Genomic DNA, 24,949 nt, shown 5'->3' with positions numbered 1-24,949 from the left:
TCCTTAAGCCTTCGATCTCACAGATAGTCGCGCACGGCGCCATGGACCGCCTTCGCGACCGCCACGGCGTCGGGCGTGTCGCTGTGCACGCAGATGGATTGGGCGACCACCTTCACGTCCTTTCCGCCCAGGGAGGTGGTGAGCCCCTCTTTCACGGCGCGCAGGACCTTTGCGGCAACGGCTGCGGGATCGACCGCGTGATGATGCTTGGTGATGATCTGCCGTCCCTGGTCGTCGTAGTCGAGGTCGGCGTAGAACTCGCAGGAGAATTCGACGCCGCGTTTGGTGAAGACCTCCGACATCGCACAATCGGAATAGGCAATGACCGGCAGCTTGAAGGCCAGCGCCGCGTCCGCAATGCCGTTGGCGATCGCTTCGTCGCGCTGGGCCATGCCGAACAGCGATCCGTGGGCCTTGATGTGCGACAGCGGCACCCCTTCCGCATCCGCGAAGCTCTTGAGCGCGCCGGTCTGGTAGAGCACCAGCGCGGCAACTTCCTCGCGCGTCATCTTCATCTCGCGGCGGCCGAAGCCCTCCCGGTCGGGCAGGCCGGGATGGGAGCCGACCCTGGTGCCGTGCTTTTTCGCGGCGCGCACCGTCTTCCACATCACGGTCGGATCGGAGGCATGAAAGCCGCAGGCCACGTTGGCATGGGTAACGTAGGGCATGCAGGCCTCGTCGTCACCGAAGCTGTAGATGCCGAATGCCTCGCCCATGTCGCAGTTGATGGTGATCTTCGCCATATCCGATCCTTTCGTCCCATATCCGCGCCGACGCTACACGCAGTGGTGCTTGCTGTCACGCGTGATATATCATATCACAAGACAAAAGGGCGCGCATCCTGCCGGTGGAGAGGCGCCTTCCCTTGCTGATCGAGGAGAGCGATGCCTGTTCACACCGTAGTTTCGCCGCTGCCCGGCACCTTCTATCGCCGTCCATCACCCGACCAGGCCGTGTTCAAGGAGGTCGGCGACACGGTTGCGGCAGGCGACACCATTGGCCTCATCGAGGTGATGAAATCGTTCACCCCGATCACCGCCGAAGCGGCGGGCAAGATCGCGGCCTTCCATACCGAGGACGAGGACGCTGTCATGCCCGGGCAGCCTCTGGCCGATATCGACATCTGATATCCGATGTCTTTGAAGAAGATCCTGGTCGCCAACCGGGGCGAGATCGCGGTCCGCATCATTCGGGCCGCGCGCGCTCTGGGGATCGAGACTGTCCAGGTCCACAGCAAGGCCGACGCCGACATGCTAGCCGTCCGGCTCGCGGACGAGGCCATCGAGATCGGACCGGCCCAGGCCGCGAAATCCTACCTCAATGTCGAAGCGGTGCTGAAGGCGGCGCGCGAGAGCGGCGCCGACGCAATCCACCCCGGCTACGGCTTCCTGTCGGAGAACGCCGGCTTCGCCGAGGCCATCGAAGCCGCGGGCCTCGTCTTCATCGGTCCGACCGCTGCGACCATTCGCACCATGGGCGACAAGGCGGCCGCCAAGGCGGCGGCGCTCGCGGCGGGCGTTCCGGTCGTTCCCGGGAGCGACGGCGTGCTGAGCGACCTCGGCGCTGCGGCGGCGGTTGCAAACGGCATCGGCTTTCCGGTGATGATCAAGGCCACGGCAGGCGGCGGCGGCCGCGGCATCCGCATCGCCAGCGATGCGGCCGAGCTCGAATCCCTGCTGTCGCAGGCGAGCGCCGAGGCCCGTTCCGCGTTCGGCGACGGCAGCCTCTATCTCGAACGGTTTGTCGGGCGCGCCCGGCACGTCGAGGTGCAGGTGCTCGGCGACGGCGTCGACGCCATCCACCTGCATGAGCGCGAGTGCTCGTTGCAGCGGCGCCGTCAGAAGGTGTGGGAGGAGGCGCCAGCAGCGGCGCTGTCCGAGGCCGTGCGTCGCGACCTCTGCGCCTCCGCGGTGCGCCTCGCCAAGGCCTGCCACTATCGTGGCGCGGGCACGCTCGAATTTCTCTACGACGACGAGACCGGGGAGTTCTTCTTCATCGAGATGAACACCCGCATCCAGGTCGAGCACCCCGTGACCGAGATGATCACCGGCGTGGATCTGTTGCAGGAAATGATCCGGATCGCGGCAGGCGAACCCTTGCGCTTCCGGCAGTCGGACATCGTGTGCCGCGGCCACGCGATCGAGGTGCGCATCAATGCCGAAGATGCGGCTCGGAATTTCATGCCGCAGCCGGGCACCGTGAGCAGCCTGACGGTGCCGGGCGGCTTCGGCGTGCGGTTCGATACGCTGCTCTATCCCGGCTACACCATTCCGCCCTTCTACGACAGCCTGCTCGGCAAGCTCATCGTGTGGGACGCGACCCGCGAAGGCGCGCTTGGCCGCCTGCGTGGTGCCCTTGCCGAGTTGAAGATCGAGGGTATCCCTACAACCGTGTCCCTCCATGTCACCCTCGCGCGCGACCTCGACGTCGCGGCAGGTCGCGTTCATACCCGCTGGCTCGAATGCTGGTTGGATTGATGAACGGCTTCGCGCGGCGATGCGGCTCCGCGCCTGCGCCCATGTGCGAGTGATGCGTGGAGTTGGCAGGCGGAAGCGTGCCGTCAGGGTCTCGAACTCCGGCCAGCCCATGCGCCGACTTTTCTGGCTACGCCGTCTCAGACAGCGCAGCCAGGTCCGACGCACTTCCCGGTAGAAGCCGTTGAGCGCTGGATAGTTGTGCGGCCTGCCATAGTAGCCGTAGTGCCCGCGCAGCACGGCGGCGAACCGCTCGTGCTGCGTGGCCAGTGGCGCGTGCATGAACCGCCAGGCCTCCTGGCGCAACGCCGTCAGCTTGCGCGTCAGGCGTTTCCCTTCCGTTTTGTGCTTCACGATGAACCGGCCATCTCGGGTCCGCCCGCAGTAGTGGGTGAAGCCGAGGAAGGCGAAGGTCTCAGGCCGCCGCTCGCCGCGCCGCTGACGCGAGAGGGCCGCGAACCGGCCAAACTCGATCAGCCGCGTCTTGTCCTCATGGAGCGTGAGGCCGAAGCCGGCCAGCCGCGCCCTGAGGGCCAAGAGCATTTCCTGCGCATCTGCCTTGCTCTCGAAGCCCATGACGAAGTCGTCCGCATAACGCAGATCACGATGCGACCGCGTGCACGGCGACGACGCCATTGATGGGTCCAGAGATCGAGGATGTAGTGCAGGAAGATGTTGGCAAGGAGCGGGCTGATGCCCGCCCCTTGCGGCGTTCCCCTGTCCGTCTCTTGCTTCTCGCCGCTCTCAAGAACGCCAGCTCGCAGCCACAGCCCGATGAGCTGCAGGATGCGTGGATCGGCGATCCTGTGCGCCACCATCCGCAACAGCCACTCGTGGTCGACTGAGTCGAAGGAAGCAGCCACAGACTGCCCATCGCCATGATATTCCGGATTCGGTGACGATCACGCGCAAGCGTCACGCATTCGAAGGTCAGGTGTTGGCCGTGATCGGCACCATTAGGCGGCGCGGCGTCCACTACCTCCTCACAGTTCTGCCGGATGGCAGTCGGTCGTTGATTCCGGCGAGCTGGACCGATTGGAAGGTTGAGCCAATTGGAGGCACGCCGCCAATCGAGGCCGATGACGTTGTCCACGATCTCGGCAGGCTCGGTGATTTGCTCCACTTGCGCAAGCTTGTCGACGCTCTTTGCATTCGGGATGCCGAGTCGGCGCCGTGCAAGGAGAGCCGCCATGCAATTGAACCTGGACTTGTTCGATCAGCCCGAGGTTCCACCAAGCGCGCCAGTCGCGTGGGACCAAATCGACGAAGCCGCCCGCATGGCGGCAATCGAGCTTCTGGCGCGCCTCATCTCACGCCTGCTTCAGAGCGGCCCGGCGACGGAGGCAAGCGATGAATGAGTACGTCAAGATTACGTCAAGTCATCTCTCTCGACAGGCCGTCGTCTAGCGGCCGGTGTGGACCCGTCCGCAGAGGTCGCGGATGTTATCCGTCAGCCCCTCTTGGTACTTCGCCACTGTCACCCCATCGACCCCCGCGCTGGCCTGCCGCTTTTGTCGTCGAAACGCCTGAAGAAGAGCGGCTTCATCGATATGGTGCAGCAGGGCCGTGAACCGGGTTTGGGCAGCCTGCTTGGCCGCCGCGTTCACCCGCTCGAGGTTCGGCGGCAAGGCAACCCGGCTCTGTGTCCGGCCCCTGGCCTCCTCGCGCAGGCTCCCCTCGGGCTGGTCCCTTCCCTCCATGCGTCTCGTTACCTTCGACGACTTCACAGGTAGTATGAACCAGTCCGACTCCCGACCTCAGCTCGGACAACGGCTCTGGCAGTGCCTTGCCGCTGTCCCCCGCTGGAGACCAATCCAGCGGACCCGGTCGGGCCTCTCATGTTCCGATGATTGCCTTCCATGCGTGATGCGGCCATCGACCCCGACGGAGCGGCATCGTCTCGCCTATCGACGATGCCCGTGCTGCCTTCGTGATTAGGGAACACACTCGGCCTCCGCGAACATCCACCTTTGGAGGCTCATTCCCGCACCCCGCATGGCTCCTGTCTACACTTCGGACCCCAGCGTTACCGCGACGCCCGCAAGACTCGGTCCCGGCTTGCCTGCTACAGCTTTGGCCGGATGGGACTTGCACCCACAAGCAATCATCAGCTTGGCATGACGTACTCCCCAGTGATGGTGTAGCTGGGAAGCGCGGATACGGCTTTAGGTTGGTTGATCAGAACGCGATAGTTCATGTTCATGGCGGCGGAGACGATGCTGTCCTTCAGCGCGTCGAGCGCCGCGCGGATTTCCATTGTGGTCCAGGCCGAGGACATAGGCTTGGTCGAACCTTGCTCGGTCTGATTCTGGTCCATCTCATTTCAGTCATCTGCGCCGCGAAGCCATTTTGCATCGGCGAGCGTCGGCGAATTCCAGACTTGTAAATATTTCCTGCGTGGCGACCTGCCCGAGCAGCGAAGCCGCGCCCGAGTACGCCTTGAAGAGTCGGTCGCGGGTTGATATCGTGGCAGTGAACCCCGGGCGAGCGAGGCGTCGTGAGCTGGGGAGGAAAAGCACCGCACGGTTCCAGGGTGCACACGACCGAGGGTGGAAAGCATGGAAAGGCTGCCGGCGCCGACGCGTCGCGATCTGATGAAGCTTGGGCTTGCCTCGGGCATGATCGCAACATCCTTACCGTTGCTGCGGAATAATGCGCTTGCTGCGGGGGGCAGGCTTAATCTCGCCGATATCGGCGTTGGCGACCCAGGGGACTGGTCCAAGTTCACCAAGCCAACAGGATGGGGGGTCAACGTCGTCGCGATCGGGAATGCGCCATCGGCCATTCTCAACGTGCTGATCGCCGGCGGCGGTACTGCGACTTACGACCTTATCAATATCGTTGGCGGCATGCAGAAGCCGCTGGTCGACAATGGTCTCGTCGAGCCCATTGATCCAACTCAGATGCCGAACTGGAGCAAGGATACCAACATCTCGGAGTTTCTCGCGAAGGGAAAGCCCGGGTTCAATTTCATTGGTTATCAGGACAAGATCTATGGCGTGCCGACGGTTCTCCAGGGCGATTCCTTCGCCTATCTGCCGGAGAAGACCGGCAAGCTCGATTCCTACGCGGCCCTGTTCGATCCGAAGTGGAAGGGCTTCGTTGCGCTGGAGGACAACTACACCACAGCGGGTCAGAAGACCGCGCTGTATCTCAAGAAAGCCAATCTGGCGGAGATCAATAACCCCGACGACATGACCCCCGAGGAGGTCAAGCGGGTCGTCGATTTTCTGATCGAGAAGAAAAAGGCAGGACAGTTCCGTGTCATCTGGTCGAGCTTCCAGCAGGCAGTCGACCTCATCACCAGCAAGGAGGTCTCTGTCATCGACTGCTGGGAGCCGATGGTCTTCGCAGCCAGGGCGAAGGGCGTCAACGTCGAATATGCTGACCCCAAGGAGGGCTATCTCCTATGGGCGATGGCGGCCTACATGGTCAAGAAGCAGCGGAGCGCAGAGCAAACGAAGGCTGCCTACGAACTGCTCGATTTCATGCTGGGGGGCTGGTACGGCGCCAAGATCACTGCCCTGCGCGGCTACATGACCAATACCGAGGCGCCCGACTACGCCAAGCAGCATCCCGAGGAGTTTCCAGAGGCAGAGGCCGAAAAGGTCGCGCAGATCACGGCCAATGTGCGGCGGAAATTCAAGCAGGGCGGCACTTGGCAGAACCGGTGGCCGACGCATGTTGAGGTTTACGAGTCCGAGTGGTCGCGGTTCAAGGCGTCCTGAACCCCCGCCGAAGCGATCTCCCAATGCGCGTTCGATCGCCTGTACGTCTGACGCTCCTGGCTGTGCCGATCACCTTCATGACGGTGTTCCTGCTGGTGCCGCTCGGCTTGATGGTTGTGGTCAGCTTCTGGCAACGGGTCGGGCTGCGTATCCGACCCGCCTTCACTCTCGCCTCCTATCTCGATTTCTTCCAGGGTGTGCGGCTGACTGTCCTCGAACGCAGCCTTCTGATATCGGCCGAGGCAACCCTGATAAGCCTGCTCCTTGCATATCCCATCGCCTATGTCCTCGCGTACAAGGCACGACCGAACACGACACGCACCGTGCTGCTGCTGCTCACAGTGCCGTTCCTGATTAACTACATTATCCGCACCTTCGCCTGGACCTATCTCCTGGGACGCACGGGGCCGATCAACTCGCTGCTGCTCGGTCTCGGGATCGTTAGCACGCCCGTTGACTGGTTGCTCTTCAGCGATTTCGCGGTCTTCGTCGGGCTGATCTCCTCCTACATGCCATTTATGATCTTCCCGCTTTGGATGTCGCTCTCGGGAATTGACCGTCGCCTCACCGAAGCGAGCTGGATGCTCGGTGCGCCGCCGCTGCGAACGTTTCTCCGCATCACCCTGCCGCTGTCGCTCCCCGGCGTGTTCGCGGCAGTGATCTTCGGATTCGTCGGCTGCTTCGGCGAGAGCGCCGTGCCCGTCATTCTCGGCGGCGTTGGTTACCAATTGATGGGCAATACGATCACCAGCACGCTTGACGTGCTCAACTATCCGCTTGCGGCTGCGATGTCGAGCGTTGTGGTAATCGCCATGGTCGTCCTGCTTGGCTGCTGGTATGCCGTGTTCGATATGAGCACCTTTCTAGGAAAAATCCTGCGTTGGCGGGTCTGACGATGCAAACGGGCCAGCTCAATCCGGTGCCGCGAGTCCTGATCTGGCTTTATATCAGCCTCGTCCTGGTCTTCCTTTATGTCCCGATGATCCCGCCGATCATCTTCTCCTTCGCGCCTGGCGAGGTGACGGAGGGACGCGCAACGCTGCGCTGGTATGCCGAGATGTGGAATAGCCCCGAGCTCAATGCAGCAATTGGGACCACCTTGGAGCTCGGCATCATCGTTGCGGTCGTAACGCCGATTTTGGCCTTGCTTGCAGCGATGGCCATCCGCGAGCTGAAGATTCCCCGCCTCGTGCTGATGCTCATGCTGCTGCCCTTGTTCATCCCCGGTATCAGCATGGGCCTCGCGACCGCCCTTTTTTTCCGGCTGCTCGGCCTGCCGTCCTCCCTCTTCACAATAGCGATCGTCCAGATCCTGTGGGCATTGCCTTTCGCTACCCTTGTCGTACTGACCGCGATGTCAACCTTCGACCCGGTCTATCTCGAAGCTGCCTACATGAGCGGCGCCAACCGCCTCCGCTCATTCCTCGACGTCGAGCTGCCGCTCATCCGGTCGGGCGTGTCGGGAGCCGCAACCTTCTCGCTCATTCTCTCTTTCAACGAGACGATCCGCACCTCGCTGGTTCAGGGGCCGGAGAACACTGTTCAGACCTACATCTGGTCGACCTACAAGCAGATCGGCCTGTCGCCGACGCTCTATGCATTGATGAGTCTTCTGATTCTCCTGAGCATGGTTCTGGTCGTCATCTATCTGCTTGCCGGTGTCCGTGGCGGGCGGTCGGCGAACGCGCGGGCCACCGAGTCCCCTCCGCAGCCGCGCCCGCTCCCGGCCTCGTCCCCTGACTCCCGGATTCCGCCAGAGAAGGCATAGGCTGATGCAAGTTCGAGCGCTCGTAACTGGTTTTGCCCCTTATGGTCATCGTGGCTGCAACCCCGCAGCGGAGGTCGCTCTTGCGATGGACGGCAAGACCGTGGCGGGCGCGCAGGTGATCGGTCGCACTCTGCCCGTCGCCTACTCCAGTCTCCGATTGGAGATCGAGGCGCTGCTCGCCGAAATCCAGCCTGCTGTCGCGATCAGCCTCGGCCTCTGGCCCGGCGAGCCGGTGATCCGCATCGAGCGGATCGGGGTCAACGTTACGGATTTCGAGATTCCCGACAACGAGGGAAAGTTGCTGGTCGATGAGGCGATCCAGGCCGACGGGCTGGCTGCGCGGTTATCGACCTTGCCGATCCGCAAGATCGAGCAGGCGCTGCTTGATGCAGGAATACCGGCGCGCATCTCCAGCACCGCCGGGACGTTCCTCTGTAATGCCTGTCTTTACACCCTGCTTGGCGCTGCCGATGCGGCAGAAAATACGGCAGCGGCGTGCGGCTTTATTCACCTCCCTTATTTGCCGGCGCAGGTCGCTGAGCAGCTTCAGCAACTGCGGCGCAAAGGGGAGCTTGAATTCCACCAGCGCAGTGACTTCGCCTCGATGGATCTCGCGACTAGCATTCGCGCCATTGAGATCGCAATCGCCACCTCGATCAGAGCGAGCGCGTGAGTTCGATCATGGGGCAGGCAATGGCCAGAGCCATTCTCGAGGTGAAGGCCGTTACCAAGCGCTTCGGCCGGACCCTCACCGCGGACGAGCTGTCGCTGACGGTCGACCAGGGCGAATTCTTTACCTTCCTTGGCCCGAGCGGATCAGGCAAATCTACGATCCTACGCATGGTGGCCGGCCTTGAGGCGCCGGATTCAGGACAGATCCTGATAGATGGGCAGGATGTCTCAACCGTGCCGCCCTGGCGGCGCAATCTAGGCATGATGTTCCAGCAATACGCCGTGTTCCCGCACATGACGGTGGCGCAGAATGTTGGCTATGGCCTCAAGGTGCGCGGAATGTCGGGTGACGCGATCAAGCGCCGCGTCGGTGACATGCTCGAGCTCGTCGGTCTTTCCGGGTACAAGGACAAGAACGTCACGTTGCTGAGCGGCGGCGAGCAACAGCGTGTCGCGCTGGCGCGTGCTCTGGCACCGCAGCCGCGCATGCTGCTCCTCGACGAGCCACTCTCGGCGCTCGACGAGAAGATAAGACGAGCGATGCAGACGGAGCTCAAGCACGTCCACTCCAAGACCGGTACGACATTCCTCTATGTTACGCATGACCAGGAGGAAGCGTTGACCATGAGCGACCGCATCGCCGTATTCAATAGGGGCGTCTGCGTACAGTGCGATGCGCCGGAACCGCTCTACAAGCGACCACGGACGCGTTTCGTCGCCGGCTTCTTCCGCGGCTGCAACGTGCTCACCGCGGAGCGCGTCGGAAAGAGCGACGCCCGCGCAACATTCCGTCTCGCGGGGATGATGATCGATGGTGTGCCCGTCGAGGATGGCGCTGCCGCGTCCGGCAGCCACATCGCGCTCCGGGCAGAGAACATCCACATCGGGCCCGATGCGGCGAACCGAGACTGCCAGGTCAATGCGGTGCTGATCGAGTCGACTTACCGAGGTACGGTGGTCGACTATCGGCTCGAGCTCTCAGATGGCCAGCAGCTACTGGCAATGACAACCCGGCACGTGGACCTGCCAAGCGGGAGCCAAGTCTCAGTAGGATTTGATCTAGATGCAATCATCCCTCTGGCGGATTGATCCCAGAGTCGAGGTGCTTGCCGACGATGCACGCCGATGATGGCGGCAGCGGTCCAGCCCATCCCCAGGCCGGCAGGGAAGCTTATCATACAAGGCTTATCAGTGGCCAAACTATGCGCGTCAATCTCGCGGTCGGCTTTGCTTGCTCCAGGCCAGTGGCAGAGATTTCGGAATTTGTTTCAATTTGAGGCGTTTGACCATCTAAAATGGTGGACGTTGTTGCAGGCGAACGAAATGCTAGCCTCAAGCCTTGGCGCACGACTTTGGGATGCAGTCTGCTGGCTGCAGCAAGATCATGGATCGAGGCATGTCGGCCGTCATGAAGGTCGTTCAACCAGACGTGAGCGCGAACGACCGCCTGCAAGAGCTTCGGATCGGTCTTGGTTTCTGACATGGTGGGGTGAATTAAGCTGATGTCTGAAGTTTGTCGCACCCACGGAATCTCGATCGGATCCTTGCTTTGCGCGCTTGACCCCAACACGATTCGAAACGGTGCGATCGGTCGCCACGACACGTTCGACGCAAGCGAATGTCTCCTCTCTCGTCGCTGCGGTACCGTTAATTTGATCACGAACCACGGTCTCGACGATAGCCTCGATCTCCGGCGCCGAACTCCTGGTGACGGTGCCCGCCGTATGCTTCCGTCCGCGCAGCGCCCTGCTGACGTAAAACCGGTATCGGACGCCGTTCTTACTGCAGAAGCTTGGCCCCATACGGTTGCCGCGGTCGTCAAAGAGCTTGCCTTGAAGCAGGGCGCCGTTCTTCGCGCAGCTGGCCTTGCGGTCGATGGCGTTGGCCTTGAGCAGCGATTGGACCTGTTCGAACGTGTTCTGGTCGAGGACCGCGTCATGCTCGGCCTTAAACCATTTGCCGCCGTGATGGACTTCGCCGAGGTAGACCCGGTTCTTCTGGAGATAGCGGTTATGGACATGCGGCCCGTCGCAAGATGAACTTATCGGTCCTCTGGCAGCCTGCCAAAGCATGAAAACGATAGGGTCGGGGGGCACTAACGCCCAGGTCACGAGCGCGAGAATGCGGCGGCGAGCACATTACCGCAGCGACGGTATGTAGAACGCCTGCCTGAAGTACGAGCGAAATACCTCCATCGGCGACGTAAACTCGACGTTGCGCCTCCATGCCAATCCGACGTCCATCGCCGGTATCTGATCTTTCAGCACGACCGTCTCGATGCGTCGGCCTTCGAGCGACCACGGCCGCAGCACCATGTCGGAGAGAATTGCAACGCCTTGTCCGTTCGCGACCATGGATCGAACCGCCTCGACTGAAGAGGTGCGCAGCGTGACCGTCGGCCGATAGGGCGTTGCGCTCCAGTATTTGAGCGACGTGTTCGCTGCTTCGTCGACGGTGAGCATGATATACGGTTCCGCGGCGACTTCTTTCAGCCCGACCAAACCCTCCTGAAGCAGGCGGTGTTTGGAGGCGACCCACAGTCGACGGCGTGAGCTGATCAGTGTTTCGGTCGACAGGTCCGGGTTCTGGACGTTCGAGGTGAGCAGGACGGCAATGTCGTAGCGGTTCGACAACAGGCCTTCCTCGATCGCTTCGCGGTTGAGTTCGAACAGCTGGATTTCGAGGTTCGGAAAATTGCGCTTCAGCCGTTCGAGGTGATTAGGAAGAAAATATCCGATGACCGTGTAGGTCGCTGCAACGGTCAGAGTGCCTTCGACGTCGCTCGTCGGCACCTTGAGGCTGGTCGCTTCCTCAACCTTGTTGAGGATGTCGTAGGCGTGAAACAGAAATTGGCGCCCGACAGAGGTCAGTTCCATTCCCTGCGGCGAGCGGTTGAACAGTTCGGCGCCGACGGACTGTTCGAGATCCTTGATCGCCGTGGTGATCGCGGACTGCGAAATGGAGAGAGCGGCTGCGGCCTGCGTGATCTGTCCTTGCTCGGCGGTGGCCACGAAATAACGGATCTGCCGCAGACTAATCGACACCAGACGCTCCCTTCGAAAAAACAGATTTCTATACAGCGTCAATTCTTTATTGTCGAGCAGCCTATTGGTTGTGCAACGCTGACATGAGTTAGTCGTGTAAGATACCTTATAGAATCAGTTAGTTAATGGATTGGCTTGCCTCGAAAGCGGGCAGTGCGGCATAGAAAAAACTAAACATGACGTTCAAATAATAGTAATTTCATATGCGAGGCCGGCGACTTAATGTCCCGCCGCGTCTTCGGATTTGGAGCCGCGGGACTTGGGGAGGGCGCGCCGGTGCCGGTCAATGCCGTCGATATTAATTGCGATTTGGGTGAGGCTTTCGGCCCTTGGCGGCTCAGCGACGCCGACGACGCCAAGCTCATGCAGGTGATCAGCTCAGCCAACGTAGCAACCGGATTTCATGCCGGCGATCCCAATTTGATGGATACAACGGTGCGCCTGGCCACCCAGCATGGCGTGGGGATCGGCGCTCACCCGGGATACCGGGACCTTCAAGGTTTTGGGCGCCGCAGGATTGACGGCGCGAGCGAGGAGATCGTCAACGACGTCGTCTACCAAATCGGCGCGCTGCGCGAGTTTGCCCGCCGGCACGGCGCGCAGCTGCAGCATGTGAAGCCTCACGGCGCCCTTTACATGGAGTTTGCAGCCAACGAAGCGCTGTCCCGCTCATTTATCAGGCTGATGCGAACGGTCGCGCCCAGCGCCTTCGTGTTCTGCATGGACATCTCCAAGACGTACCGCATCGCCGTCGAAGCGGGCCAGCCCGTGATCCGCGAGTTCTACGCCGACCGCGACTATGATCGGTCTGGCTCCATCGTGTTCACCAGGCAGGGCAAGAAGCTCGATCCGCAGGCGGTGGCGGAGAAGGTCGTGCGTGCCTGTCGGACCGGCAAGGTTCGCACGGTCGAGGGTGACGACATCGATATCGAATTCGAATCTATCTGCTTCCACTCCGACACGCCGGGCGCGCTGGAAATCGCCACCGCGATGCGCTCAGCTTTGATCGCGAGCGGAATCAGGATCGCTCCCGTGTCAGAAATCATTCCTCAGAAGGAACAGGCCTCGCAATGAGCAAAGCAGCAGAGATCAGGTCGCCTCTCCCCGGCGTGTTCTACCGCAAGCCCTCGCCGGAGAGCCCGCCGTTCAAGAATGACGGAGATACCGTTGTCGCAGACGAGGTCGTTGGCCTGATCGAGGTCATGAAGTCGTTCCACGAAGTCCGGGCCGGCGTCGCCGGGGCCGGCATTCGTTTCGTGGTGGATGATGCCGATGCAGTGATGGCAGGTCAGACTCTCGCGGAGGTTCAGCAATGAAGATCCGCTCGGTTCTGGTAGCCAACCGGGGCGAGATCGCAGTGCGGATCATCCGTGCCGCGAAAGCGCTGGGGCTCCGAACCGTCCAGGTCTACAGCCAGGCCGACGCGCAATCGCTTGCGGTTCAGCTCGCGGACGAGGCGATCGAGATCGGGCCGCCGGCGGCAATGAAATCATATCTCAACATCGAAGCGGTTCTTGCGGCAGCCAAGGCCGCCGGCGTCGACGCGGTGCATCCGGGCTACGGTTTTCTTGCCGAGAACGCTGATTTTGCCGACGCCGTGACCGCGGCCGGAATGACATTCGTAGGCCCGAGCGGCCAGGCTATCCGATTGCTGGGCGACAAGGTCATGGCGCGGCAGGTCGCCGAGAAGGCGGGCGTGCCTACCGTGCCAGGCAGCGAGGGTCGCGTCACGGACCTCTCCGAAGCCGCGGTGATCGCCTCCCGCATCGGCTTTCCCGTGATGCTGAAGGCGGCTGCGGGCGGTGGTGGCCGCGGCATCCGTATAGTCGACGGCGTTGAAGCGTTCGAGCGCCAGTTTCCCCAGGCCTCAGCCGAGGCGGCCGCGGCGTTTGGCGACGGCGGGCTCTACATCGAAAAGGTGATCGAGCGGGCGCGCCACATCGAGGTGCAAATTCTCGGGGACGGTGAGAACTTCGTGCATTGCTTCGAGCGCGAATGCTCGTTGCAGCGCCGTCGGCAAAAGGTGTGGGAAGAAGCTCCTGCCGTCGGCTTGCCCCAGGACGTCCGGGCGCGGTTGTGCGAAAGCGCGGTGGCGCTGGCTCGCGCGGTCGGCTACAGCGGTGCCGGCACGGTTGAATATCTCTACGATGACGCAACGCAGCAGTTCTACTTCATCGAGGTCAACACGCGGATCCAGGTTGAACACCCGGTGACCGAGATGATCACCGGGCTCGATCTGGTCCAGGAGATGCTGCGGATCAGCGGTGGCCAAAAGCTTTCGGTCCGGCAGGAGGACATCCGGATCAAGGGCCACGCTATCGAGTGCCGCATCAACGCCGAGGATCCTTCAAAGAACTTCATGCCTTGGCCCGGAACAGTCGAGACGCTGTCGGTCCCCAATGGCTGCGGGATTCGTTTCGATACGCTGCTGTTTCCCGGATATGCGGTGCCGCCGTTCTACGATTCCCTCCTTGGCAAGCTCATCGTGCACGACGACGGCCGCGCAAGCTGCCTCGATAAGCTGCGTAACGCTCTTGATCGGCTGGTGATCACCGGCATCCCCACCACGATTCCGCTTCATTCAGCGCTTGCTGCCGATCCTCAAGTGAGGGCCGGACGGACCCACACGCGCTTTCTCGAGCATTGGCTCGAAACCGATTTCGCGGCGCTGACGTGCGCCAAAGAGGAGGCCTGATGACGACACGCTACTCCTTCGGAGGTGACGAACACCTCTTTGTCGAATGCGACGAGGCGATGTCGCTCGATGCCTTCTTCAAGAGCCTGTCTATGACCAACGCGGTGCGCGAGTCGCGCATCGCAGGAGTCACCGAAATCTGTCCCGCCAACGCATCGTTCCAGATCAAGTTCGATCCGGACGTGATCAAGCCGAACGACATCCTCCGGGAAGTGCAGGCGATCGAAAGCGCGGCCGAGAAGCACGAACCGGTCATCAAGACCCGCATCATCGAGATTCCGGTGTTCTATCGCGATCCGTGGACACACGAGACTCTGATGCGTTTCCGCGAACGGCACCAGGATCCGACCGCGACCGATCTCGAATATGCCGCGCGGGTCAATGGCCTGCCCGACGTCGACGCCTTCATCGCGGCGCATTCCGGGTCGCCCTGGTTCGTGTCGATGGTCGGCTTCGTGGCGGGGCTGCCGTTCATGTATCAGATGGTTGAGCGCGCCCGGCAGTTGCAAGTACCCAAATATCTGCGGCCGCGCACCGATACGCCCAAGCTCACGATCGGCCACGGCGGCTGTTTCTCGTGCATCTACTCCGTGCGCGGCGCGGGCGGCTACCAGATGTTCGGCATCACGCCGATGCCGATCTTCGATCCCGAGCAGAAGATCTCATACCTTCGCAACTTCATGGTGTTCTTCCGGCCCGGCGACATCGTGAAATTCAAGCCGATCGGCCGCGATGCCTATGATCAGGCGGTCGAAGACGTTGCTGCCGGGCGGTTCGCCCCGATCATTCGCGAGGTGACGTTCGACTTCCGCGAATTTCAGAAGGACATGAAGGGTTACAACGCGAAACTGGAGGGTGCGCTCCATGCCGATTAGGGTGATCAATCCCGGTCTGTCGACCACCGTCCAGGATCTCGGCCGTCCCGGATATTTCCATCTTGGCATCCCGATCGGCGGGGCTATGGACCGCCTGGCGCTTCGCGCGGCAAACATGCTTGTCGGCAACGACGATGGCGCCGCGTGTCTCGAGGCCGTCTTCATCGGGCCGCAGCTGGAGTTTACCCGCGACGCACTCATCGCGGTGACCGGCGCGGACATGCCGATCAAGATCGATGGTGAGGAAAGGCCAGGCTGGACCGGACTCGAGGTCAAGGCGGGGCAAGTGTTGGCGTTTGACTATCTCCAGGCCGGCGCGCGCATCTATATCGCAATCGCTGGAGGCATCGACGTGCCGCTCGCGCTCGGCAGTCGTTCGACTTATCCGATCGGCGCGCTCGGCGGGTTCAAGGGGCGAGCCATCGCCCCGGGCGACGCACTACCCGTCGGGGAAGCCCCGGTGCGGAAAGCCGGACGGAGCGTGCCGGAGGCCTTGCGTCGGCGGCCGGGCACTCCAGCTGAACTGCGGGTGCTGACCGGACTGTACTGGCACCGCATCACCCCCGAGTCGCAGAAGAGCTTCTTCAGCGACCACTGGAAGGTTGCGCCGGAAGCCGACCGCATGGGCTACCGCTTCCGTGGCGGCCAGCCGATGCACTTCGTCGAGCGCGAGCAGCCTTTCGGCGCGGGATCGGATCCGTCCAACATCGTCGACAGCTGCTACCCGTACGGCTCGATCCAGATACCCGGGGGCAAGGAGCCGATCATTCTTCATCGCGATGCGGTGTCCGGCGGCGGCTACTTCATGGTTGGCACGGTCATTTCGGCCGACATGGATTTGATCGGGCAGCTTCAGCCGAATATGCCGACGCGCTTTGTCGAAGTCGACATGGACAGCGCGCTCCGTGCTCGGGCCGAGCGGGCCCAGTTGTTGGAAAAAATTCGAAGCGTTCTCGCCTGACTTTCAGGGGCGTGGAGCGAGTCGATACGACGGTTAGAATCATAGAAGGGGAGTTGAGATGAAGTACCTTGTACGACTGCTATTGGCGTCGTCGGCAACGCTGTTTGCCGGCGCGGCGTGCGCTGCGGATTGGTTTCCTTACGATGCGGCGAAGATCGAGCCGCCCTTTTCGTCCGACGGGAAGTCCGTCGACGTGAAGTACATTCCGCTCGAGAAGGCTTCCAAGCCCTGGAAGGTGTGTGTCTCCTTCCCGCACATGAAGGACGCCTACTGGCTCGGCGTGGACTATGGTGTTGCCGAAGAGAGCAAGCGGCTCGGCGTAAAGATGAACCTGGTGGAAGCCGGCGGATATACCGAGCTCAACAAGCAGATCTCGCAGATCGAGGATTGCGTAGCGAGCGGCACCGACGCAGTCATCATCGGCGCGATTTCCGCCGACGGATTGAACAAGGTGATTGGCGAGATCGCCAAGAAGAAGATTCCGGTCATCGACGTCATCAACGGAATTTCGTCTCCTGACATCTCGGCCAAGTCGCTGGTCTCGTTCTACACCATGGGCGCGGAGGCGGGTGCGTATCTCGCCAAGAAGCATCCCTCGGGTTCGCCTGAGGTGACGGTGGGCTGGTTCCCGGGACCGGCGGGTGCCGGCTGGGTCGAAGCCGCCAACAAGGGCTTCCTCGACGCGGTCAAGGGCTCGGCCATCAAGGTGTTGCAGCCGAAATACGGCGACACCGGCAAGGAAGTGCAGCAGAAGCTCGTTGAAGATGCGCTGCAGGCCGATCCGAGCATTCGCTATGTAGTCGGAACGGCGGTGACCGCTGAAGCCGCACAGGGCGTGATCCGTGAGCGCGGCTTGAAGGGCAAGGTCGATCTCCTGGCCTTCTACATGACACCCGGAGTCTACGAGGGCATCAAGCGCGGCTTCATTCTTGCCGCACCCGCCGATTCAATGGTGATCCAGGGCCGTATTGCCGTCGACCAGGCGGTCCGCCTCCTGGAGGGCAAGGACTACGTCAAGCATGTGGGCCCGAAGATCTTCGTGGTTGATCCCTCCAACATCAACACGGTGCCGCAGGTGAACATCCTGCCGCCCGAGGGCTTCAAGCCGGTCTTCAGCAACTGATCCCACGCAATTAGCATCCGGCCGTGCTCAGCCGAACACAGCCGGATGATCGAGGCAGAGATAATGAGCGCCGCAGCAGCACCTCTCGTTGAGATGACGGGAATCTCGAAAGAGTTTCCCGGCGTCAAAGCGCTGAGCGGCGTTCACCTGAAGGTGGAGCGGGGTGAGGTCCACGTCCTGTTCGGTGAGAACGGCGCCGGGAAATCGACCCTGATCTCGATCCTCTCCGGGGTCTACCGCCCAAGCGCCGGCTCGATCAGCCTCGACGGCGAGGAAGTTCAATTTCACTCCGTCCTCGACGCGACGAATGCCGGCATCGGCACGGTATTCCAGGAATTCTCACTCGTTCCAACATTGAAGGTCTTCGAAAATCTCTATCTTGGCCGCGAACTCATGCGCGGTCCGATTATCGATCGTTCCGCCATGATCGCTGGTGCGCGCAAGCTGTTCGGGGATCTTGACTTCGACATCGATGTTCACCGTCCGGCTTCCAGCCTATCCCGCGCCCAGCAGCAGATGGTCGAGATTGCGAAGGCGTTCCTCTGCAACGCGCGCGTTCTTATCCTGGACGAGCCGACCGCGTCATTGACCGAACGCGAGACCGAAAAGCTGTTCGCGTTTATCGGCAAGGCATCCGCCGCCGGAGTTGGCATCATCTATATTTCGCACCGCATTCATGAATTCGAAAAGATCGCCGACAGGATCAGCGTGCTGCGCGACGGTCGACTGATCGCCACGGTTCCGGCCAAGGGCATCTCGGAACACAAGCTGATCGAACTGATGACCGGCCGTCCGATCGACATGATCTATCCCAGGATCGAGCGTCGGCCGGACGAACCGGCGGTGATGACGCTCCGCGGAATCCACACAGCCGGGGTGCATGGAGTCGATCTGGACATACGCAGTGGCGAAGTGCTCGGGGTTGCAGGCCTCGTAGGAAGCGGCAAGTCCCGAATCTGGCGGGCAGCACTCGGCCTGCAGCCAATTACCGCGGGGTCTGTCACCTTGAAGGGCCGCGACTTCACCCACAACTCGACGCGTGATCTCCTGAACGGTGGCGTCTTTTTCCTGCCGTCCGATCGCAAGACCGATGGGCTGCAGATGACAGCGACTGCACGAGAGAACATCGAACTCGGCCTGCTCGACCGGCCGGACGTCGTCGGGCGGATGGGCATTGTATCCTCGCGCCGCAGCCGGACGCTGACCGATTCTATTGCTGAAAAAGTAGGAGTCGCGAAGGGGGCAATGGATCGTGCGGTGTCCAAGCTGTCGGGCGGAAATCAGCAAAAGGTCCTGTTCGGTAAGGGATTCGGCGAGCCACGTGACGTTTACATCTTCGATGAGCCGACCGTGGGTGTCGACATGTCGACCCGCGTGGCGCTTTATCAACTCATGAAGGAGCTCGCCGAGGCGGGCAAGGCCGTGGTGGTCATTTCGTCCGACCTGGCGGAGGTCATGAACCTGGCCCATCGCCTGGTCGTGTTCGCCAAGGGCAAGATTTCCGCCCAGCTTCAGGGGGCGGAGATCTCTGAAGAAACCGTCCTGAAATACTTCTTTGCCGAAACGGAGGGCTCAGCGTGAGCATTCAGAGCACGTCGGGGATCGAAGAGAGCACGATGCCTCGCCGCTCGAACGTCATTGTTTCGGCGGTCACCTATGTTTTCGTGCGGGTCGGCGTGCTGCCGTTCTTCCTGGTCGCGACGCTGATTGCCTTCACGTTGATATCGCGGGAGTTTCTGGCGCTGCAGAACTTAACCAATGTCGCGCGCCAGGCCGTGTATCTGATCCTGGTTTCGATCGGGCAGATGCTGGCGCTGGTGACAGGAGGCTTCGATTTGTCGGTCGGCACTGCCATTGCGCTGACCTCCGTAGTGTCTGCGATCGCGATGGTGGCGTTGACGCCCCTCATGCCGGGTATGGTTTGGTTGGTTGTCATTCTGGGAATATGCGCCGGCCTGGGCGCCGGATTGGCCGTTGGCTGCCTTAACGGAATCGGCGTGGCGCAGTTCGGCGTCTCTCCCTTCATCATGACGCTCGGCGTGCAGTCGATCGGTGCCGGTGTCGCACTGTTTCTGACCGGGGGCGTGCCAGTGTCCGGAATCCCGTATCAGTTCGGCGACGTTCTCGGGTTTGGCCGCGTCTTCGATATCCCCATTCCCGTGGCGGTCGCAGTCGTAGCTTCGATTGTGGCCTGGATGTTCATGAACCGGACTCGGCTCGGCAAGCACATTTACGCGGTCGGCGGCAACGTGAAGGCGGCGCACCTGTCCGGCGTCAATACCAAAAGTGTGTTGTTCATCGCTTACGTTTTGTGCGCGCTGCTGGCGTCGATCGCCGGCCTGCTTCTTACCGCGCGCGTCGGATCGGGAGAAACTAATCTCGGCGGCAAGATCGCGCTCGAGTCGATTGCGGCTTGCGTAATCGCCGGGGTTTCGTTGCGCGGTGGCGTCGGCCGCGTGGAGAACGTGGTTCTGGGCGCGTTCTTTATCACGCTGCTGCAGAACGGGATGAACATTGCCCAGATCGGCTCGTACATGCAGATGGTGCTGCTGGGCTCGCTGCTGGTGCTGGCCGTCATCCTCGACCAGATCCGCTACCGCCTGCTGGTCGGGGACCGCTAACACAAGGGGGCGTCCGGACGGTCGTCCAGGTTCGAGATCGCCGCACATACCAGGAGACTGAACTTGAGCAATGCATCAATCGCCGCACGGCGCAGCGAAGCCATTTCACGCGGGGTCGGAGTGACGACGCAGATCTATGCGGCACGCGCGCGCAATTCCGAGATCTGGGACGCCGAAGGCCGCCGGTACATCGATTTCGCGTCGGGCATTGCCGTGCTGAATACCGGCCACTGCCATCCCAAGGTCATCGCCGCAGCCAAGGCACAGCTCGATCAGTTCACGCATACGTGCCATCAGGTCGTCCCCTACGAGAACTACGTGCGTTTGGCCGAGCGCCTGAACCAGCTTGTGCCCGGATCGTTCGCCAAGAAGACGATCTTTGTGACCACCGGTGCCGAAGCCGTCGAAAATGCCGTCAAGGTTGCGAGAGCCGCCACAGGGCGGTCGGCGGTCATCGCCTTCTCGGGCGGCTTCCACGGCCGCACGTTCATGGGCATGGCGCTGACGGGGAAGGTCGCCCCCTACAAGGTCGGCTTCGGCTCGATGCCGGGGGATGTCTTCCATGTTCCGTTCCCGGTGGCATTGCACGGCATCTCGGTAGCCGACTCGCTCGCTGCACTCGAGAGATTGTTCAAGGCCGACGTGGACCCCGCCCGGGTCGCGGCCGTCATCGTCGAACCGGTTCAGGGGGAGGGTGGATTCTATGAGGCGCCGCGTGACTTCCTGGTGGCGCTGCGCAAAATCTGCGACCAGCGCGGTATCTTGTTGATCGCCGACGAAGTGCAGACCGGATTTGCGCGTACCGGTCGAATGTTTGCCATGGAACGCCACGGCGTCGTGGCCGATATCACCACGATGGCAAAGAGCCTTGGTGGCGGATTTCCGCTCGCGGCAGTTACCGGCCGCGCCGAGCTAATGGATGCGCCGGGCCCAGGCGGGCTTGGCGGCACCTATGGCGGCAATCCCGTCGGCATTGCCGCCGCGCATGCTGTGCTTGACGTCGTCGAGGAAGAGAAGCTGTGCGACCGCGCCAATTTGCTTGGCGCACGACTGAAGCAACGGCTCGAATCGCTGCGCGAGGACGTGCCCGAGATCGCCGACATTCGCGGGCCCGGGTTCATGAACGCGATCGAATTCAACGATCCGGTGAAAGGAGTGCCTTCGGAAAAGTTCGCCGCGGCCGTCAGGCTGAAGGCCCTTGAGAAGGGGCTAATCCTACTGACCTGTGGCGTTTACGGTAATGTCATCCGGTTTCTTTCACCGATTACTATCGAGGACAGCGTGATGCACGAGGCGCTCGACATACTTGAGATCGCCATCAGACACGCTGAAGCATGAGTGTATCACTGCCATGCCACCAGTGAACCTTCAGGTGTCCTTCGGACCTAGCCACATCCCTCACGGGCTTTCGAATGCCCTGGTGCTTCCGCATGTCCTGCGTTTCAATACGATCACCGCTCCCCAGCCTTACTTTGAACTTGCTCCTTTTGTTTTCCCGGATCTGGCGAGGCTCGAAGGACAGGAGAGGGCGGCCGCCTTTTGCGGCGAGCTTGCCGCGCTGTCGCGCGTCTGCGGGTTGCAGCAAACTCTTCGCGCCATGGACATCCCCGAGCACTTCTTGCCTCGTCTCGCCTCGGACGCGATGAATCAGACCAGACTTCTGGTCAACAATCCTCGCCCTGTCACGCAAGAGGATGCCCTGGCCATCTATCGCGCCGCTTATTGAGAGAACCCAGCCATGACGATTAATCTACGTGATCCAAGCCTCCTGGAGCGCCGCGCCTTTCTTGCCGGGAAATGGGTCGAAGGGCGGAAGATGTTTCCGGTCATCAATCCGGCCACGGGCGAGTTGATCGCCGAAGTGGCCGACCTGGGCGCGGAGGAGATTCGGGCGGCGATCGATGTCGCCTACGACGCGCAGAAGTCTTGGGCGGCGCGCGCCGTCAAGGAACGCTGTGCGATCCTGCTGCGCTGGCAGGCTTTGATGCTGGAAAACACGGAGGATCTCGCCCGCATCCTCACCGCCGAAATGGGCAAGCCGCTCGCCGAGGCGCGCGGCGAGATCGCCTACGGCGCAAGTTTCATCCAGTGGTTCGCCGAGGAAGCAAGGCGCGTCTATGGTGACGTCATCCCCGGCCACCAGGCAGACAAGCGCGTGATCGTACTGAAGCAGCCGATCGGCGTCGTCGGCTCGATCACGCCGTGGAATTTTCCGAACGCGATGATTGCGCGCAAGATTGGTCCGGCGCTCGCCTCCGGCTGCGCCATGGTCGCACGGCCGGCGGAGAAGACGCCGCTTTCCGCGCTTGCGATGGCGGTTCTCGCCGAGCGGGCAGGCTTGCCCGCAGGCCTCCTCAGCGTTGTGACCGGGATGGATGCGTCCGGGATGGGGCTCGAGCTTTGCACCAATCCGAAGGTTCGGAAGCTGACCTTTACCGGTTCGACCGAAGTTGGCCGTATCCTGATGCGTCAATGCGCACACGACATCAAAAAGCTGTCCCTAGAGCTGGGCGGCAACGCGCCGTTTCTGGTGTTCGATGATGCGAACCTCGACCAGGCAGTCGAAGGAGCGCTGATCGCGAAATATCGTAATTCCGGACAGACCTGCGTCTGCGCCAACCGCATCTATGTCCAGCGTTCCGTTCTTGATGCCTTCGCCGAAAAGCTGGCCGCCGCAACGGCTAAGCTCAGGGTCGGCAACGGCATTGAGGACGGCGTCAGCATCGGACCATTGATCGATTCCGAGGGCCTCGCCAAGGTTGAGGAGCATGTCGCGGACGCGCTGTCGAAGGGGGCGCGCGTCGTTACCGGTGGCCGCCGTTCGACGAAGGGAGGAACTTTCTTCCAACCGACCGTGCTTGCCGACATCAAGCCCGGAATGAAGATCCTCAAGGAGGAAACCTTCGGACCCGTCGCTCCGCTGATTGCCTTCGATACCGACGACGAGGCGATCGCCATGGCGAATGACACGGAGTTCGGTCTGGCGTCTTATCTCTACGCGCGTGACCTGTCGCGCATTTTCAAAGTGGCCGAAGCGCTCGAATACGGCATGGTCGGCATCAACACCGGTCTGATCTCGACCGCAGAAGTGCCCTTTGGCGGCATCAAATCTTCCGGGCTCGGCCGTGAGGGGTCGAAATACGGCATCGATGAATATCTTGAGATCAAATATCTCTGCCTGAGCATTTGACACCGCAACCCCCGAACAGGAATCAAAGGGGCTGCCACGATCGGTGCAGAGCGGGATGCTCGATGACGCTGGGAAACGACTAGGGCAGTCGGGCGGCCAGCCGGCAAAGGCCTGTTTTATCGGCTCGACTGTTCCGGATTCTCGAGTTTTTCGTCTGACTCTGCGATGAGCCGTGCCACTTCGTCATCGAGCTCATCGGGAGTCACTCGTCCCTCGGGACGTTTTGCCAAAGCAATCAGAACCACCAGCGTATTCCGCACGATGTTCAACCTGCAAATCGCGACAAAAGCTGATGGTGTGAGCATCCACAGCAAGGTCGCAACCCTCTTTGTACCACCGCCTCTCTCGGAAAAGAGCTCGCAGTCCGCGAGCGGACGACAGCACTGTATTGGCCACCAGTGCCAATGGCCGAGCCCTCTTCAACGACGGAACGCAGGAGGCCTCATCCTGACAGCTGAACTGTAAGCCGCTTGCATGGCCACCTGGTCGAGCCTGCGACGGTCGATCACGGTCCTTCAGTACATCACCAGCGGTGGCTTCAGCTTATGCACGTCAAACAATTATATAGCAATTTCAATGGCATATGAGTTCGTGGTTTTATTCTGAATGGCGCGCCAACTTAATATTAGGTTGATATCTTGCATATTTGCGGAGCGCCGTTGCAGAGCAATTCGCCGTATTGACCTCCAGATATTTCAGAGGTCATTCAAGTTGGCAGCGCCGCAGAGCGCGATGTTCAATTCTTGCAGGACGATTTCTTCCGGATAGCGGCTCCTCGTTGCCCTCCCGTGACCGAGTCCGGATCCATCCCGTCCCGTCGATTGCCGCTGCTAGTACATCAAACACCGCTGATGTCTTCATGCTACCAGACTGAGGCTTAGTCCGGGAGTCTTGGATCTGTCCCTGTCGGATGGCACGCACGGCGCTCGCTTGGTAATCTCTATAGCACTCGACGGGTGTACTCTCGTTCGGGAAGCGACCAGATCGGATGTCTCAAACGTCGATTGTCAGGGAAAATTCAGACAGGATTGTTAGAGAACAAACTGGGAATAATATAATGCACGTACTTGAGGCTACTCTTTGCTCATTTGCATTACGCCGCTGTATACGAGAACACGAACTGCATCGATCCTAGCGCGAACCACCCGCTGGAAGCGTTGTGCTCTTACGTTATTGAGCACAACGATATTTATTGCGTACTTTGCAATTAACTCGTCGCCCACATCAGCTTTGAGCGACGAGGATTGGGACTCGTGCGTGCATGCGGCCGAAATCGTACCCGATCGCTCGATCCGGGGATGCACAGCGGTTATCCAGGCAGGCGAGCGGATGATCACCCAGTTGGCGGCGGCTTATAACAATCGCGGTGTCGCGCTGCGGTCGAGTGGAGATATCGACCGTGCCATGGAGGATTACGATCGAGCACTTCGTTTGTCCCCCGACTACTATGTCGCGCTCAACAACCGAGGCGTTGCTTTAATGAGCAAGGGAGAGCTTGATCGCGCGATTTCTGATTTCGATCGCGCCGTACAACTGAGGACTGACTACCTCGGTGCCTATTATAATCGCGGGAAGGCACTCGGGCGTAAAGGACTCTTTGATCGTGCCATCGCGGATTATGATCTGGTCATCAAGGCTGATCCGAAGAATCCGACCTTCTTGTTCGAACGCGGAACGATGAAAGCGAACGCTGGAGATCAGAGCGGCGCGGATGCTGATTTCGAGCGCGCCGAATCGCTCAGGTCGAATGGTGCGCGGACGACGCGGCCACGATGAAACTCGCCCAACCTAGACGCCG

Annotated in this window: 26 protein-coding genes and 1 pseudogene; 21 read left to right on the top strand and 6 right to left on the bottom strand. The window is 61.2% G+C overall.

Annotated features, from left to right (window positions below):
- Nucleotides 1–17: 17 nt before the first annotated feature.
- Entirely contained in the window at nt 18–743 is a 726-nt protein-coding gene (gene pxpA, locus ASG57_RS03510) for a 5-oxoprolinase subunit PxpA (protein WP_057195679.1), read from the bottom strand.
- A 141-nt stretch (nt 744–884) separates the two neighbouring features.
- Between pxpA and ASG57_RS03505 the strand changes: the two genes are divergently transcribed.
- The 3 genes from ASG57_RS03505 (at nt 885) to ASG57_RS39785 (ending at nt 3,113) form a co-directional block, all read left to right on the top strand.
- Nucleotides 885–1,127: an acetyl-CoA carboxylase gene (locus ASG57_RS03505; RefSeq protein ID WP_057195678.1), complete on the top strand. Its 243-nt coding sequence runs from the start codon at nt 885–887 to the stop codon at nt 1,125–1,127.
- 6 nt (nt 1,128–1,133) lie between these two features.
- Nucleotides 1,134–2,477, top strand: coding sequence for an acetyl-CoA carboxylase biotin carboxylase subunit (locus ASG57_RS03500; RefSeq protein ID WP_057195677.1), 1,344 nt, complete (start codon nt 1,134–1,136; stop codon nt 2,475–2,477).
- Nucleotides 2,478–2,699: 222 nt separating this feature from the next.
- Nucleotides 2,700–3,113: a hypothetical protein gene (locus ASG57_RS39785; protein WP_349510052.1), complete on the top strand. Its 414-nt coding sequence runs from the start codon at nt 2,700–2,702 to the stop codon at nt 3,111–3,113.
- Nucleotides 3,114–3,145: 32 nt separating this feature from the next.
- Here ASG57_RS39785 and ASG57_RS39610 read toward each other — a convergent pair.
- Nucleotides 3,146–3,292, bottom strand: a pseudogene (locus ASG57_RS39610) (group II intron reverse transcriptase/maturase); the annotation flags it as partial.
- 372 nt (nt 3,293–3,664) lie between these two features.
- Between ASG57_RS39610 and ASG57_RS37525 the strand changes: the two are divergent.
- On the top strand, nt 3,665–3,832 hold the full coding sequence (locus tag ASG57_RS37525; RefSeq protein ID WP_156402567.1) for a hypothetical protein: 168 nt from the start codon (nt 3,665–3,667) through the stop codon (nt 3,830–3,832).
- 45 nt (nt 3,833–3,877) lie between these two features.
- On the opposite strand, the gene ASG57_RS03490 is transcribed toward ASG57_RS37525, so the two are convergent.
- Both ASG57_RS03490 and ASG57_RS03485 read right to left on the bottom strand, forming a co-directional pair.
- The gene (locus ASG57_RS03490; protein ID WP_230646589.1) at nt 3,878–4,102 is read right to left on the bottom strand and encodes a hypothetical protein; all 225 of its coding nucleotides are present in this window, start codon (nt 4,100–4,102) and stop codon (nt 3,878–3,880) included.
- Nucleotides 4,103–4,581: 479 nt separating this feature from the next.
- Nucleotides 4,582–4,791: a hypothetical protein gene (locus tag ASG57_RS03485; protein ID WP_057195675.1), complete on the bottom strand. Its 210-nt coding sequence runs from the start codon at nt 4,789–4,791 to the stop codon at nt 4,582–4,584.
- A 241-nt stretch (nt 4,792–5,032) separates the two neighbouring features.
- On the opposite strand from ASG57_RS03485, the gene ASG57_RS03480 reads away from it, so the two are divergent.
- The 5 genes from ASG57_RS03480 to ASG57_RS03460 all read left to right on the top strand — a co-directional run bounded on the left by ASG57_RS03480 (nt 5,033) and on the right by ASG57_RS03460 (nt 9,731).
- Nucleotides 5,033–6,202, top strand: coding sequence for an ABC transporter substrate-binding protein (locus ASG57_RS03480; RefSeq protein WP_057195674.1), 1,170 nt, complete (start codon nt 5,033–5,035; stop codon nt 6,200–6,202).
- 77 nt (nt 6,203–6,279) lie between these two features.
- On the top strand, nt 6,280–7,095 hold the full coding sequence (locus ASG57_RS03475; RefSeq protein WP_162250033.1) for an ABC transporter permease: 816 nt from the start codon (nt 6,280–6,282) through the stop codon (nt 7,093–7,095).
- Nucleotides 7,083–7,970: an ABC transporter permease gene (locus ASG57_RS03470; RefSeq protein ID WP_210169287.1), complete on the top strand. Its 888-nt coding sequence runs from the start codon at nt 7,083–7,085 to the stop codon at nt 7,968–7,970. The genes ASG57_RS03475 and ASG57_RS03470 overlap by 13 nt, the downstream gene beginning before the upstream one ends.
- Nucleotides 7,971–7,974: 4 nt before the next feature.
- Nucleotides 7,975–8,643, top strand: a complete 669-nt coding sequence (locus tag ASG57_RS03465; protein WP_063996981.1) for a pyroglutamyl-peptidase I — start codon at nt 7,975–7,977, stop codon at nt 8,641–8,643.
- 20 nt (nt 8,644–8,663) lie between these two features.
- Nucleotides 8,664–9,731: an ABC transporter ATP-binding protein gene (locus ASG57_RS03460; RefSeq protein WP_057195670.1), complete on the top strand. Its 1,068-nt coding sequence runs from the start codon at nt 8,664–8,666 to the stop codon at nt 9,729–9,731.
- A 317-nt stretch (nt 9,732–10,048) separates the two neighbouring features.
- On the opposite strand, the gene ASG57_RS38920 is transcribed toward ASG57_RS03460, so the two are convergent.
- Both ASG57_RS38920 and ASG57_RS03450 read right to left on the bottom strand, forming a co-directional pair.
- Nucleotides 10,049–10,714, bottom strand: coding sequence for a hypothetical protein (locus ASG57_RS38920; RefSeq protein ID WP_210169286.1), 666 nt, complete (start codon nt 10,712–10,714; stop codon nt 10,049–10,051).
- A gap of 66 nt (nt 10,715–10,780) precedes the next feature.
- Nucleotides 10,781–11,686, bottom strand: a complete 906-nt coding sequence (locus tag ASG57_RS03450) for a LysR family transcriptional regulator (protein WP_057195668.1) — start codon at nt 11,684–11,686, stop codon at nt 10,781–10,783.
- A 276-nt stretch (nt 11,687–11,962) separates the two neighbouring features.
- On the opposite strand from ASG57_RS03450, the gene ASG57_RS03445 reads away from it, so the two are divergent.
- The 12 genes from ASG57_RS03445 (at nt 11,963) to ASG57_RS03390 (ending at nt 24,927) form a co-directional block, all read left to right on the top strand.
- A complete protein-coding gene (locus ASG57_RS03445) occupies nt 11,963–12,760 on the top strand; it encodes a 5-oxoprolinase subunit PxpA (RefSeq protein WP_057195708.1) in 798 nt (265 codons plus the stop codon).
- Nucleotides 12,757–13,002, top strand: a complete 246-nt coding sequence (locus tag ASG57_RS03440; RefSeq protein ID WP_057195667.1) for an acetyl-CoA carboxylase — start codon at nt 12,757–12,759, stop codon at nt 13,000–13,002. Before ASG57_RS03445 ends, ASG57_RS03440 begins: the two co-directional genes overlap by 4 nt.
- A complete protein-coding gene (locus tag ASG57_RS03435) occupies nt 12,999–14,381 on the top strand; it encodes an acetyl-CoA carboxylase biotin carboxylase subunit (RefSeq protein WP_057195666.1) in 1,383 nt (460 codons plus the stop codon). Before ASG57_RS03440 ends, ASG57_RS03435 begins: the two co-directional genes overlap by 4 nt.
- Nucleotides 14,381–15,256, top strand: coding sequence for a 5-oxoprolinase subunit B family protein (locus tag ASG57_RS03430; protein WP_057195665.1), 876 nt, complete (start codon nt 14,381–14,383; stop codon nt 15,254–15,256). Before ASG57_RS03435 ends, ASG57_RS03430 begins: the two co-directional genes overlap by 1 nt.
- A complete protein-coding gene (locus ASG57_RS03425; protein ID WP_057195664.1) occupies nt 15,246–16,217 on the top strand; it encodes a 5-oxoprolinase subunit C family protein in 972 nt (323 codons plus the stop codon). The genes ASG57_RS03430 and ASG57_RS03425 overlap by 11 nt, the downstream gene beginning before the upstream one ends.
- A 58-nt stretch (nt 16,218–16,275) precedes the next feature.
- Complete coding sequence (gene torT / locus ASG57_RS03420) at nt 16,276–17,340, top strand: TMAO reductase system periplasmic protein TorT (protein ID WP_057195663.1); 1,065 nt, start codon at nt 16,276–16,278, stop codon at nt 17,338–17,340.
- A 63-nt stretch (nt 17,341–17,403) separates the two neighbouring features.
- Nucleotides 17,404–18,921, top strand: coding sequence for a sugar ABC transporter ATP-binding protein (locus ASG57_RS03415; protein ID WP_057195707.1), 1,518 nt, complete (start codon nt 17,404–17,406; stop codon nt 18,919–18,921).
- 35 nt (nt 18,922–18,956) lie between these two features.
- The gene (locus tag ASG57_RS03410) at nt 18,957–19,961 is read left to right on the top strand and encodes an ABC transporter permease (protein ID WP_057195706.1); all 1,005 of its coding nucleotides are present in this window, start codon (nt 18,957–18,959) and stop codon (nt 19,959–19,961) included.
- Nucleotides 19,962–20,024: 63 nt separating this feature from the next.
- Nucleotides 20,025–21,299, top strand: coding sequence for a 4-aminobutyrate--2-oxoglutarate transaminase (locus ASG57_RS03405; RefSeq protein ID WP_057195662.1), 1,275 nt, complete (start codon nt 20,025–20,027; stop codon nt 21,297–21,299).
- 13 nt (nt 21,300–21,312) lie between these two features.
- Nucleotides 21,313–21,687: a dehydroquinate synthase/iron-containing alcohol dehydrogenase family protein gene (locus ASG57_RS03400; protein ID WP_057195661.1), complete on the top strand. Its 375-nt coding sequence runs from the start codon at nt 21,313–21,315 to the stop codon at nt 21,685–21,687.
- 18 nt (nt 21,688–21,705) lie between these two features.
- Complete coding sequence (locus tag ASG57_RS03395) at nt 21,706–23,151, top strand: NAD-dependent succinate-semialdehyde dehydrogenase (RefSeq protein WP_057195705.1); 1,446 nt, start codon at nt 21,706–21,708, stop codon at nt 23,149–23,151.
- A gap of 1,329 nt (nt 23,152–24,480) precedes the next feature.
- Nucleotides 24,481–24,927 (top strand): tetratricopeptide repeat protein, encoded by a 447-nt coding sequence (locus ASG57_RS03390; protein WP_209612057.1) that lies wholly within the window; start codon nt 24,481–24,483, stop codon nt 24,925–24,927.
- Nucleotides 24,928–24,949 lie beyond the last annotated feature (22 nt).

Source organism: Bradyrhizobium sp. Leaf396, assembly GCF_001424605.1.
GTDB classification, from domain to species: Bacteria; Pseudomonadota; Alphaproteobacteria; order Rhizobiales; family Xanthobacteraceae; genus Bradyrhizobium; species Bradyrhizobium japonicum_C.
Note: the sequence above shows the minus strand (reverse complement) of the source record. Positions and strands in the feature narration are given on the sequence as shown.

Bases quoted from the DNA above. Each gene is read 5' to 3' on its own strand.
- ASG57_RS03435 (WP_057195666.1), top strand. From the start codon at position 12,999: ATGAAGATCCGCTCGGTTCTGGTAGCCAACCGGGGCGAGATCGCAGTG.
- ASG57_RS03440 (WP_057195667.1), top strand. From the start codon at position 12,757: ATGAGCAAAGCAGCAGAGATCAGGTCGCCTCTCCCCGGCGTGTTCTAC.
- ASG57_RS03425 (WP_057195664.1), top strand. From the start codon at position 15,246: ATGCCGATTAGGGTGATCAATCCCGGTCTGTCGACCACCGTCCAGGAT.
- ASG57_RS03415 (WP_057195707.1), top strand. From the start codon at position 17,404: ATGAGCGCCGCAGCAGCACCTCTCGTTGAGATGACGGGAATCTCGAAA.
- ASG57_RS03430 (WP_057195665.1), top strand. From the start codon at position 14,381: ATGACGACACGCTACTCCTTCGGAGGTGACGAACACCTCTTTGTCGAA.
- torT (WP_057195663.1), top strand. From the start codon at position 16,276: ATGAAGTACCTTGTACGACTGCTATTGGCGTCGTCGGCAACGCTGTTT.
- ASG57_RS03505 (WP_057195678.1), top strand. From the start codon at position 885: ATGCCTGTTCACACCGTAGTTTCGCCGCTGCCCGGCACCTTCTATCGC.
- ASG57_RS03410 (WP_057195706.1), top strand. From the start codon at position 18,957: ATGCCTCGCCGCTCGAACGTCATTGTTTCGGCGGTCACCTATGTTTTC.
- ASG57_RS03475 (WP_162250033.1), top strand. From the start codon at position 6,280: ATGACGGTGTTCCTGCTGGTGCCGCTCGGCTTGATGGTTGTGGTCAGC.
- ASG57_RS03480 (WP_057195674.1), top strand. From the start codon at position 5,033: ATGGAAAGGCTGCCGGCGCCGACGCGTCGCGATCTGATGAAGCTTGGG.
- ASG57_RS03500 (WP_057195677.1), top strand. From the start codon at position 1,134: ATGTCTTTGAAGAAGATCCTGGTCGCCAACCGGGGCGAGATCGCGGTC.
- ASG57_RS03465 (WP_063996981.1), top strand. From the start codon at position 7,975: ATGCAAGTTCGAGCGCTCGTAACTGGTTTTGCCCCTTATGGTCATCGT.
- ASG57_RS38920 (WP_210169286.1), bottom strand. From the start codon at position 10,714: ATGCTTTGGCAGGCTGCCAGAGGACCGATAAGTTCATCTTGCGACGGG.
- ASG57_RS03460 (WP_057195670.1), top strand. From the start codon at position 8,664: ATGGCCAGAGCCATTCTCGAGGTGAAGGCCGTTACCAAGCGCTTCGGC.
- ASG57_RS03390 (WP_209612057.1), top strand. From the start codon at position 24,481: ATGATCACCCAGTTGGCGGCGGCTTATAACAATCGCGGTGTCGCGCTG.
- pxpA (WP_057195679.1), bottom strand. From the start codon at position 743: ATGGCGAAGATCACCATCAACTGCGACATGGGCGAGGCATTCGGCATC.
- ASG57_RS03485 (WP_057195675.1), bottom strand. From the start codon at position 4,791: ATGGACCAGAATCAGACCGAGCAAGGTTCGACCAAGCCTATGTCCTCG.
- ASG57_RS37525 (WP_156402567.1), top strand. From the start codon at position 3,665: ATGCAATTGAACCTGGACTTGTTCGATCAGCCCGAGGTTCCACCAAGC.
- ASG57_RS03400 (WP_057195661.1), top strand. From the start codon at position 21,313: ATGCCACCAGTGAACCTTCAGGTGTCCTTCGGACCTAGCCACATCCCT.